General features: G+C 65.8%; 15 protein-coding genes and 5 tRNA genes. 1 reads left to right on the top strand and 19 read right to left on the bottom strand.

Features of this window, described 5'->3' with window-relative positions:
- Positions 1–228: 228 nt before the first annotated feature.
- The 19 genes from rplL to INQ42_RS02430 form a co-directional block, all read right to left on the bottom strand.
- Positions 229–603: a 50S ribosomal protein L7/L12 gene (gene rplL / locus INQ42_RS02520; protein ID WP_043959533.1), complete on the bottom strand. Its 375-nt coding sequence runs from the start codon at positions 601–603 to the stop codon at positions 229–231.
- An 85-nt stretch (positions 604–688) separates the two neighbouring features.
- Positions 689–1,213 carry a 50S ribosomal protein L10 gene (rplJ, locus tag INQ42_RS02515; RefSeq protein ID WP_043959532.1) on the bottom strand — a complete coding sequence of 175 codons (525 nt, stop codon included), beginning with the start codon at positions 1,211–1,213 and terminating at the stop codon, positions 689–691.
- 384 nt (positions 1,214–1,597) lie between these two features.
- Complete coding sequence (rplA, locus tag INQ42_RS02510) at positions 1,598–2,296, bottom strand: 50S ribosomal protein L1 (protein WP_043959531.1); 699 nt, start codon at positions 2,294–2,296, stop codon at positions 1,598–1,600.
- Positions 2,297–2,299: 3 nt separating this feature from the next.
- Positions 2,300–2,728: a 50S ribosomal protein L11 gene (rplK, locus tag INQ42_RS02505; protein WP_194035013.1), complete on the bottom strand. Its 429-nt coding sequence runs from the start codon at positions 2,726–2,728 to the stop codon at positions 2,300–2,302.
- Positions 2,729–2,828: 100 nt separating this feature from the next.
- Complete coding sequence (nusG, locus tag INQ42_RS02500; RefSeq protein WP_228062600.1) at positions 2,829–3,431, bottom strand: transcription termination/antitermination protein NusG; 603 nt, start codon at positions 3,429–3,431, stop codon at positions 2,829–2,831.
- A gap of 13 nt (positions 3,432–3,444) precedes the next feature.
- A complete protein-coding gene (gene secE, locus INQ42_RS02495) occupies positions 3,445–3,810 on the bottom strand; it encodes a preprotein translocase subunit SecE (RefSeq protein WP_043959584.1) in 366 nt (121 codons plus the stop codon).
- 15 nt (positions 3,811–3,825) lie between these two features.
- Positions 3,826–3,901: transfer RNA gene (locus INQ42_RS02490), tRNA-Trp, on the bottom strand.
- 103 nt (positions 3,902–4,004) lie between these two features.
- The gene (tuf, locus tag INQ42_RS02485; protein ID WP_043959529.1) at positions 4,005–5,195 is read right to left on the bottom strand and encodes an elongation factor Tu; all 1,191 of its coding nucleotides are present in this window, start codon (positions 5,193–5,195) and stop codon (positions 4,005–4,007) included.
- Between the two features lie 44 nt (positions 5,196–5,239).
- Positions 5,240–5,315 (bottom strand) — tRNA-Thr (locus INQ42_RS02480).
- Between the two features lie 50 nt (positions 5,316–5,365).
- Positions 5,366–5,439: transfer RNA gene (locus INQ42_RS02475), tRNA-Gly, on the bottom strand.
- Between the two features lie 91 nt (positions 5,440–5,530).
- Positions 5,531–5,616: transfer RNA gene (locus INQ42_RS02470), tRNA-Tyr, on the bottom strand.
- Positions 5,617–5,717: 101 nt separating this feature from the next.
- Positions 5,718–6,809 carry a redox-regulated ATPase YchF gene (ychF, locus tag INQ42_RS02465; protein ID WP_194035012.1) on the bottom strand — a complete coding sequence of 364 codons (1,092 nt, stop codon included), beginning with the start codon at positions 6,807–6,809 and terminating at the stop codon, positions 5,718–5,720.
- A 62-nt stretch (positions 6,810–6,871) separates the two neighbouring features.
- A complete protein-coding gene (gene pth / locus INQ42_RS02460; RefSeq protein WP_194035011.1) occupies positions 6,872–7,453 on the bottom strand; it encodes an aminoacyl-tRNA hydrolase in 582 nt (193 codons plus the stop codon).
- A gap of 63 nt (positions 7,454–7,516) precedes the next feature.
- Positions 7,517–8,191, bottom strand: a complete 675-nt coding sequence (locus tag INQ42_RS02455; protein ID WP_194035010.1) for a 50S ribosomal protein L25/general stress protein Ctc — start codon at positions 8,189–8,191, stop codon at positions 7,517–7,519.
- Between the two features lie 95 nt (positions 8,192–8,286).
- A complete protein-coding gene (locus tag INQ42_RS02450; RefSeq protein WP_043959583.1) occupies positions 8,287–9,252 on the bottom strand; it encodes a ribose-phosphate diphosphokinase in 966 nt (321 codons plus the stop codon).
- A 42-nt stretch (positions 9,253–9,294) separates the two neighbouring features.
- Positions 9,295–9,371 (bottom strand) — tRNA-Gln (locus INQ42_RS02445).
- The gene (ispE, locus tag INQ42_RS02440) at positions 9,349–10,266 is read right to left on the bottom strand and encodes a 4-(cytidine 5'-diphospho)-2-C-methyl-D-erythritol kinase (RefSeq protein WP_194035009.1); all 918 of its coding nucleotides are present in this window, start codon (positions 10,264–10,266) and stop codon (positions 9,349–9,351) included. The genes INQ42_RS02445 and ispE overlap by 23 nt, the downstream gene beginning before the upstream one ends.
- Positions 10,263–10,919 carry a lipoprotein insertase outer membrane protein LolB gene (lolB, locus tag INQ42_RS02435; protein ID WP_194035008.1) on the bottom strand — a complete coding sequence of 219 codons (657 nt, stop codon included), beginning with the start codon at positions 10,917–10,919 and terminating at the stop codon, positions 10,263–10,265. Before lolB ends, ispE begins: the two co-directional genes overlap by 4 nt.
- Positions 10,916–12,598, bottom strand: coding sequence for a tetratricopeptide repeat protein (locus INQ42_RS02430; RefSeq protein WP_194035007.1), 1,683 nt, complete (start codon positions 12,596–12,598; stop codon positions 10,916–10,918). Before INQ42_RS02430 ends, lolB begins: the two co-directional genes overlap by 4 nt.
- 125 nt (positions 12,599–12,723) lie before the next feature.
- Between INQ42_RS02430 and hemA the strand changes: the two genes are divergently transcribed.
- Positions 12,724–14,034: a glutamyl-tRNA reductase gene (hemA, locus tag INQ42_RS02425; RefSeq protein WP_194035714.1), complete on the top strand. Its 1,311-nt coding sequence runs from the start codon at positions 12,724–12,726 to the stop codon at positions 14,032–14,034.
- Positions 14,035–14,088 lie beyond the last annotated feature (54 nt).

Below are 14,088 nucleotides of genomic sequence, written 5' to 3'. Positions count from 1 at the left end.
TGCAGATCGGGGGATGCATCAAGGTGGTGCAAAATTGCCAGTGGGAAGTCGCTGGTATTGCCGGCACCAGCACGCCTTCTCCCGCTACTTCCTGCTGTCAACTCGGTACTGCGTGGTGCAACGTGCTTGTACGTTGATCAGATATCGCTACAACGGCCAAAGGCCGGGAGCTTTCGCCCCCAGCCCCGGCTGGTCGCCTCCAGTATAAACCGGCGACTCAATCAAGGATTACTTGACTTCGACGGACGCACCGGCGGTCTCGAGATCCTTCTTCAGCTTCTCGGCTTCGTCCTTGGTCACGCCTTCCTTGACATCCTTCGGCGCGCCTTCGACCAGGTCCTTGGCTTCCTTCAGGCCCAGACCGGTGATCGCACGCACGACCTTGATGACCTCGACCTTCTTCTCACCGGCGGCCTTCAGGGTCACGGTGAACTCGGTCTGCTCTTCAGCCGGGGCAGCAGCGGCTGCGGCCGGGCCGGCAGCGGCGACGGGAGCGGCGGCGGAGACGCCGAACTTCTCTTCCATCGACTTCACCAGCTCCATCACTTCCATGAGGGACTTTTCGGCGATCGCTTCGATGATCTGCTCGTTGGACAGGGACATTGTAAAAACCTCGTTTTATCTGGATTGGAAACGACTTGATTGTCGTAAAGCGTTATGCGGAAAACCGTAAACCGAACTGTCTGCCTCAGGCAGCCTTGGTCTGGCCAGCCGCGTTGACAACGCGGGTGACCTGCGACGCGGGCTCGCTGAGCAGGCGCACCAGCATGGTGGCCGGCTGGGACATGACGCTGAGCAGCATCGACAACGCCTCATCACGGGTCGGCAGCGACGCCAGGACATCCACATGGGTGCCCGGGTACAACTGTCCGCCCAATGACACAAGGCGTGGCTTCAGCTTGTCGTTCGCCTTGGCGAACTCCTTCATCAGACGTCCCGCAGCGCCGGGATCTTCCTGCGAGAAGGCGTACAGCAAAGGACCGGTCAGCTCATCGGCGACGATGGCGTAATCGGTGTTCTCCACTGCGCGCGAGACCAGCGTGTTCTTGGCTACCTTCAAGTACACACCGGCTTCGCGGGCCTTCTTGCGCATTTCCGTCAGTTGCCCGACGGTAAGACCGACGTAATCCGCGGCGACCAGCGAGTGCGCCTTGCTGGCGACCTCGGCCAGTTCGGCAACGACTTCCTGTTTCTGGGTCAGATTAAGAGCCATTGCACTCCTCCGTACTTCAACTCCGCCCCGCGCAACATGCACGGGAGCGGTACTCGGTCGGCATCGTTTGGCCCGATGCCGGGAACATCGCAAGCGATGCTCCGGGTGGTGGCCGTTTCCAGGATTCTGGAGGGTCGGCAACCATCTACGCAGGCCTGGTGCCGGCAACAACTCCCGAAGGAGCGATGCTGGTACCTGGATTAAGCATCCGGTGTCCATGGCGGCGACGATATCCGTGCCAGTGCGAGCCTCCCTGCCCGCCGCAACCATGCGCTGGACGCGCCTGCGGTCTTTGACAGCTATCGCGTCGGCGTGAGCCTGGGCGATGCCCTCAAACGTTCCACACCGGCCGGGGCGCTTGCGCTCCGGTCGGTGCGTGATTCATTACTTCAGGGCCAGCGTTCCCTGGTCCACGGCGACGCCGGGACCCATGGTCGAGCTGACCGAAATCTTCTGCAGGTAGTGGCCCTTGGCGCTGGCCGGCTTGGCTTTGATCAGGTCCACCAGCAGCGCTTCCAGGTTGCCCTTCAGCGAGGCATCGTCGAAGTCGGCCTTGCCGATCGTGCAGTGGATGATGCCGGCCTTGTCGGTGCGGTAACGCACCTGGCCGCCCTTGGCGTTCTTGACCGCCTCGCCCGGGTTCGGGGACACGGTGCCGACCTTCGGGTTCGGCATCAGGCCGCGCGGCCCGAGCAACTGGCCCAGCTTGCCCACCACGCGCATCGCGTCAGGGGTGGCGATCACGACGTCGTAGTTCAGGTCGCCGGCCTGCATCTTCTCGGCCAGATCGTCCATGCCGACCGCTTCCGCGCCGGCAGCCAGGGCCTCATCGGCCTTGGCGCCTGCCGGTGCGAACACCGCAACCCGAACGCTCTTGCCGGTGCCGGCGGGCAGCACGGTCGAACCACGCACCTGCTGGTCGGACTTGCGCGCGTCCACGCCGAGACGCACGGCCACGTCAACGGACTCGACAAACTTCGCCTTGGTGGCGGTCTTGACGATCTTGATGGCGTCGTCGAAGGCGTAGGACTTGCCCGGCTCGACGGCGGCCTTGATTGCTTTCTTGCGCTTGGTCATCGCCATGTCTTAACCCTCCACCGCCAAACCCATGCTGCGGGCCGAACCCGCAATCGTACGCACCGCCGCTTCCAGGTCCGCCGCCGTGAGGTCGGCTTCCTTGGCCTTGACGATCTCTTCCAGCTGGGCGCGAGTCACCTTGCCGACCTTGTCGGTGTTGGGACGGTTGGAACCCAGGCTGACGCCGGCGGCCTTCTTCAGCAGCACCGCGGCAGGCGTGCTCTTGGTGACGAAGGTGAAGGTACGGTCCGAGTACGCGGTGATGATCACTGGCGTGGGCAGGCCCGGCTCCAGCTTGGAGGTCGCGGCATTGAATGCCTTGCAGAACTCCATGATGTTCAGGCCGCGCTGGCCGAGGGCAGGACCCACCGGCGGCGACGGATTCGCCTGGCCGGCCTTGACCTGCAGTTTGATGTAGCCAACTACTTTCTTTGCCATGTCACAACTCCTGCGAGTGCAAGCGCCTGCGCGTCTTGCAACGGCAGGCTCCTCGCGATTGATGCCGGGCGAACCACTCGTCCGGCGGATGGGTTATCGGTCAGGCCTTTTCCACCTGACCGAATTCGAGCTCGACCGGGGTCGACCGACCGAAGATCAGCACCGCCACGCGCAGGCGGCTCTTCTCGTAGTTGATTTCCTCGACCACGCCATTGAAGTCGTTGAACGGGCCATCGACGACGCGGACCATCTGTCCAGCCTCGAACAGCACCTTCGGACGCGGCTTCTCGACGCCTTCCTGGACGCGGTCCAGGATCGCCGCAGCCTCGTGGTCGGCGATCGGCAACGGGCGCGCAGCGGTACCGCCGATGAAACCCATCACCTTCGGGGTTTCCTTGATCAGGTGCCAGCATTCGCTGTCGATGCGCGGAATCCCGCCCTCATCGGTCGTGGCGATCTGCACCAGCACGTAGCCGGGGAAGAACTTGCGCTCGGAGCGGCGCTTCTGGCCGGCGCGCATTTCCACGATCTCTTCCGTGGGAACCAGCACCTCGCCGAAGCGGTCTTCCATCTCTTCGCGGGCGATGCGGTCACGCAACGCCTGCGCGACCGTCTTCTCGTAACCCGAATAGGCGTGGACGACATACCAGCGCTTGTTGGTTCCCCCGCTTTCCGCGGTGGGACTGTTGTCTGAACTCTGCACTTGTGTCATCTCCTCAACGTCCAAGCAGCCACTTCACCGCCGCCTGGATGACGACATCGAATCCGGCCAGGATCAGGCTCAGGATCACGACTGCCAAAACCACCACCCAGGTGGTGCGCATTGCTTCCTGGCGCGTGGGCCAGACCACCTTGCGCAACTCGAAGTGGGATTCGGAGAGGAACTCGCGGGTCTGCACACCTTTGTGGCTGACCATGAAGACCGCCGCGCCGAGCACCAGGCCGCCCACCACCAGCAGGGCACGGATGCCGCCCGGCCACTGGTCGAACCAGTAGAAGCCGAATACGCCAGCGGCCACCAGCAGCACCGCGGCCACGTATTTCAGGATGTCGCCCGTGCTTTGTTCAGCCTTGGTGTTCAATCGACCTTCCGCTTGTGGCACGCCAGGAGGGACTCGAACCCCCAACCTGCGGTTTTGGAGACCGCTGCTCTGCCAATTGAGCTACTGGCGTATTGACTGGTTCCGGAAAAGGCAACGGCGGCTGAAGCCGCCTTGCCAATTCTTCCTGTTACGCCAACAGGCCACCCGTTGCAGGGTGGCCCGGGCGCTGGTAATTACTTGATGATCTTGGACACCACGCCGGCGCCGACGGTGCGGCCACCTTCGCGGATCGCAAAACGCAGGCCTTCGTCCATCGCGATCGGGTTGATCAGGGTGACCACCATCTTCACGTTGTCGCCCGGCATCACCATCTCCACGCCCTCGGGCAGCTCGCAGGCGCCGGTGACGTCGGTGGTGCGGAAGTAGAACTGCGGACGGTAGCCCTTGAAGAACGGCGTGTGACGGCCGCCCTCGTCCTTGCTCAGGATGTACACCTCACCTTCGAACTCGGTGTGCGGCTTGATCGAACCGGGCTTGCACAGCACCTGGCCGCGCTCGACGTCGTCACGCTTGGTACCGCGCAGCAGCAGGCCGGCGTTATCACCCGCCTGACCCTGGTCAAGCAGCTTGCGGAACATCTCCACGCCGGTGACGGTGGTCTTGACGGTCGGACGGATGCCGACGATCTCGATCTCCTCGCCCACCTTGATGATGCCGCGCTCGATACGACCGGTGACCACGGTGCCGCGACCGGAGATCGAGAACACGTCCTCGACCGGCATCAGGAACGCCTTGTCCACGTCGCGCTCGGGCTCCGGGATCCAGCTGTCCAGTGCATCGACCAGCTTGATGATGGAGGGCACGCCGATGTCGCTCTGGTCACCTTCCAGCGCCTTCAGCGCCGAACCGGTGATGATCGGGGTGTCGTCGCCGGGGAAGTCGTACTTGGACAGAAGCTCGCGCACTTCCATCTCCACCAGCTCCAGCAGCTCGGCGTCGTCCACCATGTCCGCCTTGTTCAGGTAGGACACGATGTAGGGCACGCCCACCTGGCGGGCCAGCAGGATGTGCTCGCGGGTCTGCGGCATCGGGCCGTCCGCGGCCGAGCACACCAGGATCGCGCCGTCCATCTGCGCCGCACCGGTGATCATGTTCTTCACGTAGTCGGCGTGCCCGGGGCAGTCGACGTGCGCGTAGTGGCGGTTCGGGGACTCGTACTCGACGTGCGAGGTCGAGATCGTGATGCCGCGCGCCTTCTCTTCGGGGGCACGGTCAATCGCGTCGTACGCGCTGAACTCGCCACCAAAACGCTCCGCGCCAACCTTGGTCAGCGCTGCAGTCAACGTGGTCTTGCCGTGGTCAACGTGACCGATCGTGCCGACGTTCACGTGCGGCTTGGTGCGCTCGAATTTACCCTTGGCCATGATTGTCGCTTCTCGCTGTGGGACGGTGTTCTGGATGGTAGGTGTGGTGCTCACGACTGGAATCGAACCAGTGACCTCCTCCTTACCAAGGAGGTGCTCTACCGACTGAGCTACGTGAGCGAAATTTTCAAACAGACCATTTCAGCAGGTACAAAACGTCGCGGCATCAATGGAGCGGGAGACGGGGATCGAACCCGCACCATCAGCTTGGAAGGCTGAGGTTCTACCATTGAACTACTCCCGCGCCGGACAATCCTGCTTGGGTACTGCGCCGACGGATGGTCAGTCTATCGGTTTGCTGCTTTGCGTCTACCAGCACGCGACGGGCGCGAAGCTGGTGGAGGGAGGTGGATTCGAACCACCGAAGGCGTAAGCCAGCAGATTTACAGTCTGCCCCCGTTGGCCGCTTGGGTATCCCTCCAAAGAGCCCGCAATTCTGGGGGGCTTTTGCGCGCTTGTCAACGACGGGGGAAAGTTATTTGCCCTGGCCGCGGAAAATGCGGCCTCGCGCCGCGGCGGAGTCTACACGTTGAAGCGGAAATGCAACACGTCGCCTTCCTGGACCTTGTACTCCTTGCCCTCCAGGCGCATGCGCCCGGCTTCGCGCGCCCCCGCCTCGCCCTGGTACTTGATGAAGTCGTCGTAGCCGATGGTCTCGGCGCGGATGAAGCCCTTCTCGAAGTCGGTATGGATGACCGCGGCGGCCTGTGGTGCGGTCGCCCCGCCCTTAACGGTCCAGGCGCGTACTTCCTTGACCCCGGCGGTGAAGTAGGTCTGCAGCCCAAGGAGCTTGTAGGCGGCGCGGATGACGCGGTTGAGGCCCGGCTCGTCCAGGCCCATGTCGGCCAGGAATGCGTCGCGGTCTTCATCGTCGAGCTGGCTGAGCTCCTCCTCAATCGCTGCCGAGACCGGGACGACCTCGGCGCCTTCGGCTTCGGCCCGGGCACGCACCGCATCCAGATGCGGATTGTCCTCGAAGCCGTCCTCCAGCACGTTGGCGATGTACAGCACCGGCTTCAGGGTCAGCAGGAACAGGTCGCGCAGCGCCAGGCGGTCGTCCTCGGACAGGTCCAGTGCCCGGGCCGGCTTGCCGGCATCCAGGCCGTCGCGCACGCGGGTGAGCACGTCGACGCGGATCTTCGCGTCCTTGTCGCCGGTCTTGGCGGAGCGCTCGGCGCGCTGCAGCGCCTTCTCGACCGAATCCAGATCGGCCAGGGCCAGCTCGGTATCGATGGTGTCGATGTCCGACAGCGGATCGATGCGGTTGTTGACGTGGATGATGTCGTCGTTCTCGAAGCAGCGCACCACGTGGGTGATCGCGTCAACTTCGCGGATGTGGGCGAGGAACTTGTTGCCCAGGCCCTCGCCACTGGCCGCGCCGGCGACCAGTCCGGCGATGTCGACGAACTCAACCGCGGTGGGCAGGCACTTCTGCGGCTTGACGATCGCCGCCAGAGCGTTCAGGCGCGGGTCGGGCACCGGCACGACGCCGACGTTGGGCTCAATCGTGCAGAAGGGAAAATTGGCGGCGGCGATGCCGGCCTTGGTCAGGGCATTGAAGAGGGTCGACTTGCCTACGTTGGGAAGGCCGACGATGCCGCATTTGATGCCCATGACGCTGTACTCGCTTTCAATATGAGGGGTGGAACCGGTGGTGTGGCAGTGCTGGAAACGAATCAGTCCCGCGGGGTGTGCAGGCGCTTCATCGCCTCGCTGAAATCGCCGGCAACCGCCAGCGGCAGCACGTCGATGGCATCGCCAATGGCGCGCATGATCATGGCCTCGTCGTCCGCGCCGGGACGGCCCAGCACCCACGGGGTGACCTGGTCCTTGTGCCCGGGATGGCCGATGCCGACGCGCAGCCGGTGGAACCGACCGTGGGCGAGCAGGCGCATGGTGTCGCGCAGTCCGTTCTGGCCCCCGTGGCCGCCATCGAACTTCAGGCGGGCGGTACCCGGCGGGAGGTCGAGCTCATCGTGCGCGAGCAATGCCTGCTCGGGCTCGATCTTCCAGAAATTGAGCGCGGCTGTGACCGACTTGCCGGACAGGTTCATGAAGGTCGCCGGCTTGAGCAGCCACACTGGCTGACCCGCGATCTCGACCTTTGCGGCCTGTCCGAACAGTTTTGATTCCAGACTGAAGCGGGCGCCCAGGCTTTCCGCCAGGGCGTCCACAAACCAGAACCCGGCATTGTGCCGGGTCCGGAGGTATTCAGGACCGGGATTCCCCAGTCCGACGATCAGGCGCAAACCGGCCATGGCAGGCGAGCAAGCCGCAAGCCGGGGCTTCCGCGATGGCGGTTGCCCCAGCGAGTTGCAGGCTTACTCGTCGTCCTTCTTCTCGTCCGAATCGACCTTGGTGGCCGGTACATCGGCGGCATCGACGTCGTCTTCGACTTCCGGCTCCGGCTCGATTTCCACGCGACCCTTGCGCGCCACGACCACGGCGGTGTCGTACTCCTCGCCCAGCGCAAGGCTCGGGATCTCGACGCCCTCGGGCAGCGGGATCTGCGAGAGGTGGATGGTGTCGCCCAGCTCCAGCTTGGACAGGTCGACCTCGATGTTCTCGGGCAGATCCTTGGGCAGGCAGCTGACGTCGACGTGGTTCAGCTCCTTCATGATGATCACATCGGCGTTCTTGCCAGCCGGCGAGATGTCCTCGTTGATGAAGTGCAGCTGCACCTGGGTGCGCAGCACTTCCTTCTGGTTCACCCGCATAAAATCCAGATGCATGATGATCTGCTTGAACGGGTGGCGCTGCATGTCACGCAGCAGCACGCTTTCGACCTTGCCGTCGACGTCCAGGTCCAGGATGGTCGAGTAGAACCACTCGTTCTGGCTGGCGACCCAGATCTTTTCCTGATCCAGAACGACGGGCTGCGGAGCGGCGTCGCCGCCGTAGATGATGGCCGGAATCTTGCCCGCGTGACGCAGGCGGCGGCTCGCACCCTTCCCCTCGACACTGCGGCCAGAGGCCTTGATGGTTTGATCGGACATTGCTTGTTTACTCGCTTGTGTTGCAGGTGTGGCCACCTCGCGGCGACCGGGAAAGACTCACCCGCGACCAGGTGAGCCGTAAAAGACGGGGTCGCTCAGTCTACGTAGAGCGAGCTGACCGACTCGCCAAAGGCGATCCGGCGGATCGTCTCGGCCAGCAGCTCGGCGACGCTGAGCTGACGCACCCGGCCGCACTCGCGCGCAGCCTCGGTCAGCGGAATGGTGTCGGTGACCACCAGCTCGTCGAGCTCGGAATTGCGGATGTTGCTGATCGCCGCGCCCGACAGCACCGCGTGGGTGCAGTAGGCAACGACCTTGGTCGCGCCACGCGCCTTCAAGGCGGCAGCGGCGGCGCACAGGGTGCCCGCGGTATCGACGATGTCATCGACCAGCACGCAGGTCTTGCCGTCCACGTCGCCGATGATGTTCATCACGGTGGACACGTTGGCCTTGGGCCGGCGCTTGTCGATGATCGCCAGGTCTGCATCATCCAGCCGCTTGGCGATCGCCCGGGCGCGCACCACGCCGCCCACGTCCGGGCTGACCACGACCATGTTGTCGGTGCCGTGCGCACGCCAGATGTCGGCCAGCAGCAGCGGCGAGGCGTAGACGTTGTCGACCGGCATGTCGAAGAAGCCCTGGATCTGGTCGGCATGCAGGTCGATGGTGAGCACGCGGTCGCAGTCCACCGCGGAGAACATCTTGGCGGCAACCTTGGCGGTGATCGGCACGCGCGAGGAGCGCGGGCGTCGATCCTGGCGGGCGTAGCCGAAGTACGGCACCACGGCGGTGACGCTGCTGACGGAGGCGCGCTTGAGCGCGTCGATCAGGACCAGCAGCTCGACCAGGTTCTCGGCGCTGGGCGCGCAGGTCGGCTGGATCACGAACACGTCCTGCTGGCGCACGTTCTCCTCGATCTCGACCTGGACCTCGCCATCGGAGAACGTGCTCACCAGCGCCTTGCCCGGTCGCACGCCCAGTTCCTTGCACACCGCCCGGGCCAGCACCGGATTGGCGTTGCCGGAAAAGATCAGCAGACTGCGGTCACCTTGGACTTTCATGTTGGACATCGCTCAGGGCGCGGGGCCCACAGGCTTCAAAATTGGCAGGGGCGGTAGGATTCGAACCTACGAATGCCAGGATCAAAACCTGGTGCCTTAGGCCTCTTGGCGACGCCCCTGTGTAACTGGTTTCGTCCTGCCCGCAATACCGTGCAAGGGCGAGTGATCCAGGCCTGCAGCCAACCAGGCATCCAGGCCCGGTGGCAACGCAGACAGCGCGGATTCGGCGGCTTCGCGGCTGGCGAATTCGACGAAACACCCGCTGCCCGAACCGGTCAGGTGCGGCGTGCCGACCTGCGACAGGGCAGCAAACACGGCATCTACGGCCGGTTCGCGGCCGCGCAATACCGGCTCGAACGCGTTCCCGAGCGTTTTGCCCGAAACGAAGTCCGCTATTGTCGCGGGCTGCGCATCGCGCGTCAATTCGGCTGACTGGAACAGCTCGGCGGTAGCGACGTGCACGCCCGGGTTGACCAGCAGGTACCACGCCGGCGGCAAATCGATTGGCGTCAATTGCTCGCCGATGCCCTCGGCCCACGCATTGCGCCCACGCACGAACACCGGCACGTCGGCTCCCAGCTGCAGAGCCAACGCCGCCAGCCGGTCCTCGCCCAGCCGGGTGCCCCACAGCGCGTCCAGCGCGACCAGGACCGTGGCCGCATCCGATGATCCGCCGCCAAAACCGCCGCCCACGGGGATGTGTTTGTCGATCGCGATGTCCGCGCCCAACGGGGATCCGGATACCGACTGCAACAACGTGGCTGCGCGCACGGTCAGGTCGTCGGCGTCGGCCAGACCGGCGAGCGGGCTGCCGTGGCGAACCACCCGGGCGTCTCTCCGTACGCGCAGGCGCACGGTATCGCCCCAGTCGAGCAGGCGGAAGACGGTCTGCAGCAGGTGGTAGCCGTCCGCGCGCCGCCCCGGAATGCGCAGGAACAGGTTCAGCTTGGCCGGTGCGGGCCACTCGCTCCAGCGTTCGGCGGCCGCTTCGGGTCCGGATGAGGGAGCACTCATTGCACCCTGGTCGCGCCGGGCGGAGTTTCTGCGTGCCATTCGTCCACGATCAGCTTGACCCGGGCTTCGCCCCGGATCGCGTCCACGCGGATGGGAAGCGCTGTCTCGCCGTCCACCGCCGCGTCGGGTGCCCAGCGGTATTCGATCGTCCAGCCGTCCTGATCGATCCGCCTTGGCAGGCCGTCGGTACCGTACTCGATCGTTGCTGGAGCCAGTGCCGTGGCTCGGGCGCCGCGGACCCAGTCGCCCAGTGCCACTACGGGAATGTCCCAGCCAGTCGCGACCAGCAACAGCAACCGGGCATCCGGACCGGAACGTGGACCGCCCTCAAGCCCTTCCAGGCGGGCCGCGTCGGCATCGCCGGACAGCTGCCAACCCTGCCGGGTGACGGGGGCGCTTAGGGTGATCAGGTAACGCGGGCCGTCCTGGCGCCACTCGATGCGGCCGCTGCCGCCCTTGCCTGCGTTGGAAACCGCGACGCGCCCGGCCATTGACCAGTCCGGAGTGCGGGCCAGCGCGCTTTCGCGGTGAACCTGGGACGCTTCGGCGGCGGCGACATCGGCCGCTGAAATCGCCGGTCGCAGCGGCGCGCCTGCGCAGCCGGCCAGCAGCAGGCCCAGCGCGATGGCGGGTATTGCAACGAAAGACCTCATGGCGCGGTCAGCTCCTGGACCCGCTTCAAGGCGCGGTTGTCCGGGTCGATTCGCTTGGCTTCTTCCACGTACTTGCGCGCCTCGTCACGGCGGCCGAGCGTCCACAGCACTTCAGCCAGGTGTGCGGCGATCTCGGCGTCCTTCTGCAACGCGAAGGCCTGGCGGAGCGCAACAAGCGCCTCCTCGTTACGACCCAACCGGTAGAGCACCCAGCCGTAACTGTCGGTAATGGCGGCGTTGTCGGGCTCTGCGGCACGGGCGCGGTTGATCAGCTCCAAGGCTTCCTGGTAGCGGTCGGTTCGATCGGCAAGCGTGTAGCCCAGGGCGTTCAACGCGGCCACCGATTCGGGATCGATGACCAGGATCCGGCGCAGGTCGGCCTCGGCGCGGGGAATGTCATCGCCGCGCTCCCAACTCAGGGCGCGGGCGTAGAGAATTTCCAGATCGTCGGGAAATGCAGCCAGGCCCCGTGAGAAGGCGTCCTTTTCCGCTGCGGCGTCCTCATCGCGCTCGTGCAGCGAGGCTTCCAGCAGATAGGCATCGCGGCGCGCGGTGTCGCTGGTCGAGGCGTCCGCCTGCATTTCATGCAACTGCGCGAACGCCTCGTCGGCGCGATCCAGCTCGTGCAGCACGTTGGCGCTGCGCAGCATCGCCGGCAAACGCTGTTCTCCGCCGGGAACGCCCTGGTACCAGCCCAGTGCTTCGTCGTAGCGCTTCAGGAACTCCGCCACCTGGCCCAGCAGCAGCCGCCGGCGCGGATCGGGCACCTGCCCGCGCGCGCGCAACTCTTCATACAGGGCCAGCAGGGAGGCATTGTCCTTGGCCCGGGCCAACAGCGAGGCGCGCAGTCCGTAGGTCTGGTCGTCCTGCTCACCCCGCGCCAGGGTGGCCTCGGCCGCAGCGAGGTCGCCCAGCGTGTCGTACTCGTAGGCGATCGCCAGGCGCAGCTCGTCGTCGTCGCTTGCGCGCTCGGCAATCGTGGCCAGTACCTCACGCGCTTCGTCCACGCGACGGGCTTCGCGCAACTGGCTCACCCTCAGCAGGGCGACCCGCGGCTCACCGGGAAAACGCTTCAGCACCTCGGCGACGATCCGTTCGGCGAGTTCCGGCTGCTCAAGGCGCTGGGCCAGTCCGCCAAACGCCAGCCAGGCCTGCAGCTTCGGCGGGATGCTGCCACCGCGCACCAGCGCTTCCAGCACGCGCGCCGACTGCGCCGGATCGCGTGCGCCGGCGATCATCACCCCCAGGACCTGTCGCCATCCCTCGTCATCGGGCATGCCGAGCAAGCGGATGAGAAAACGCTGCGCCTTGCGCTCCTCGCCGCGGCGCAAGGCAAGGCTGGCCTCCGCGCCGAGGAAGTTGACGCTCGTGCCGCCCTGGCTGCGCCACAGCTCCAACAGGCGCGCTGCGCTCTCATCATCGCGCGACAGGAGCGCAATCCGCGTCGCCCGTTCGGTCAACGCCTCGTCGTCGGCGGCCAGCGCAGCCTGCAGGTACCAGCGCGATGCCTCTTCCAGCCGCCCGGACTGCAAGGCGAACTCGGCGGCCATCAAGGGCTCGAGCGTCTCGATCACGGGATCGGCCGCGGGCGCTTTCGCCGCTGGCGCGGCGCTGGCCGGCGATACGCTTGCCAGCAGAAGCAAGACGGCGGACATGAATAGGCGCAGCGGTGCTTGCATCAAGATGAATCCATGGGAATCGGGAGGCCGGTAGAATATGGGCCTTCAGCAGCCCGCAGCTTATCGCAAGCGCCTGAACCAGCAGTCCAATCCGCAAGAGTCCGGTGACCAGTCCAACCTCCAACCTGTTCGTGCTCGGGATCAACCACCAGACCGCGCCGGTGAGCCTCCGCGAGCGCGTGGCGTTTTCCAGCGAGACGATTCCGGCCGCCCTGGATTCGCTGCGCGGGCTGGGCGGGGTGCGCGAAGCCGCGCTGCTGTCCACCTGCAACCGCACCGAGATCTACACCGTCGTGGACGATGGCGGGCACGCGGTGGCGAACTGGCTGGCGCGTCATCCGGTCGGGATGGATGATCTGCAGGCCTACCTCTACCGGCACGCCGACGCCGGCGCGGTCCGCCACCTGTTCCGGGTCGCGACCGGACTGGATTCGCTGGTGCTGGGCGAGCCGCAGATCCTTGGCCAGGTCAAGGACGCCTGGGCCACCGCGCGCGCGGCCGGCAGCCTGGGCAGCCAGCTCGACAGCCTGTTCCAGCACACCTTCACCACCGCCAAGCGCGCCCGCACCGACACCCGCATCGGTGCCAATCCGGTCTCGGTCGCCTCGGCGGCGGTGCGGCTGGCGCAGGAGTCCTTCGCCCGGATCGAGGACTCCACCGTGCTGCTGATCGGCGCCGGCGACACGGTCGAGCTGGCGGCGCGGCATCTGGTCCAGGCGCGGGTCAAGCGCCTGCTGGTTGCCAACCGCACCCTCGCCCACGCGCAGGAACTGGCCAGCCGGCATGGCGGGGTCGCGGTGCCGCTGGACGAGATCGACCGCCACCTGGGTGAGGCTGACATCGTGTTGTCGGCCACCGCCGCCCGGGGCGCCGTGCTGCATCGCGACCAGGTGGCCACCGCGCTGTCCCAGCGGCGCCATCGGCCGATGCTGTTGCTGGACCTGGCCGTGCCGCGCGACATCGACCCGGAGGTCGCCACCCTGCGCGACGTGTACCTGTACACGGTGGACGATCTGGAGCGCTCGATCGAGGACAACCGCCGCAGCCGCCAGGAGGCCGCGGCAGAGGCCGAGGCGATCGTGGAGGTCCAGGTGGCGCGCTTCATGGAAACCCTGTTGGCCCGCAGCCGTACCGCGCCGCTGAAGCAGCTGCGCGCGCATGGCGATGCGGCCAAACTGGATGCGCTGGCCAAGGCCCGCCAGCAACTGGCCAGTGGCGAGGATCCCGACGCCGTGCTCGAATTCCTCGCCCACACCCTGACCAACCGGCTGCTGCATGCGCCGACGATTGCGCTGCGCGAGGCGGCGATCACCGGCAATGCCGAACTGGCGCGGGCGGCCGACAAACTCTTTCCCGCCGCCGGCAGCCCGATCCTGATGCCGGCCGCGGAGCCTGAAGCGGCCGAGCGGAAGGCGATACGCGAGCGCCGCAAGTAACTGACGGCATGCTTGCACGGACCGCCGGTTACCCACCGTACGGACCCATCGGCG

This window comes from Lysobacter avium, from assembly GCF_015209745.1.
GTDB classification, from domain to species: Bacteria; Pseudomonadota; Gammaproteobacteria; order Xanthomonadales; family Xanthomonadaceae; genus Novilysobacter; species Novilysobacter avium.
This window is presented reverse-complemented; position numbering and strand designations above follow the sequence as displayed.

Bases quoted from the DNA above. Each gene is read 5' to 3' on its own strand.
- rplL (WP_043959533.1), bottom strand. From the start codon at position 603: ATGTCCCTGTCCAACGAGCAGATCATCGAAGCGATCGCCGAAAAGTCC.
- rplJ (WP_043959532.1), bottom strand. From the start codon at position 1,213: ATGGCTCTTAATCTGACCCAGAAACAGGAAGTCGTTGCCGAACTGGCC.
- rplA (WP_043959531.1), bottom strand. From the start codon at position 2,296: ATGGCGATGACCAAGCGCAAGAAAGCAATCAAGGCCGCCGTCGAGCCG.
- rplK (WP_194035013.1), bottom strand. From the start codon at position 2,728: ATGGCAAAGAAAGTAGTTGGCTACATCAAACTGCAGGTCAAGGCCGGC.
- tuf (WP_043959529.1), bottom strand. From the start codon at position 5,195: ATGGCCAAGGGTAAATTCGAGCGCACCAAGCCGCACGTGAACGTCGGC.
- ychF (WP_194035012.1), bottom strand. From the start codon at position 6,809: ATGGGCATCAAATGCGGCATCGTCGGCCTTCCCAACGTAGGCAAGTCG.
- pth (WP_194035011.1), bottom strand. From the start codon at position 7,453: ATGGCCGGTTTGCGCCTGATCGTCGGACTGGGGAATCCCGGTCCTGAA.
- INQ42_RS02455 (WP_194035010.1), bottom strand. From the start codon at position 8,191: ATGTCCGATCAAACCATCAAGGCCTCTGGCCGCAGTGTCGAGGGGAAG.
- INQ42_RS02450 (WP_043959583.1), bottom strand. From the start codon at position 9,252: ATGAAAGTCCAAGGTGACCGCAGTCTGCTGATCTTTTCCGGCAACGCC.
- ispE (WP_194035009.1), bottom strand. From the start codon at position 10,266: ATGAGTGCTCCCTCATCCGGACCCGAAGCGGCCGCCGAACGCTGGAGC.
- lolB (WP_194035008.1), bottom strand. From the start codon at position 10,919: ATGAGGTCTTTCGTTGCAATACCCGCCATCGCGCTGGGCCTGCTGCTG.
- INQ42_RS02430 (WP_194035007.1), bottom strand. From the start codon at position 12,598: ATGCAAGCACCGCTGCGCCTATTCATGTCCGCCGTCTTGCTTCTGCTG.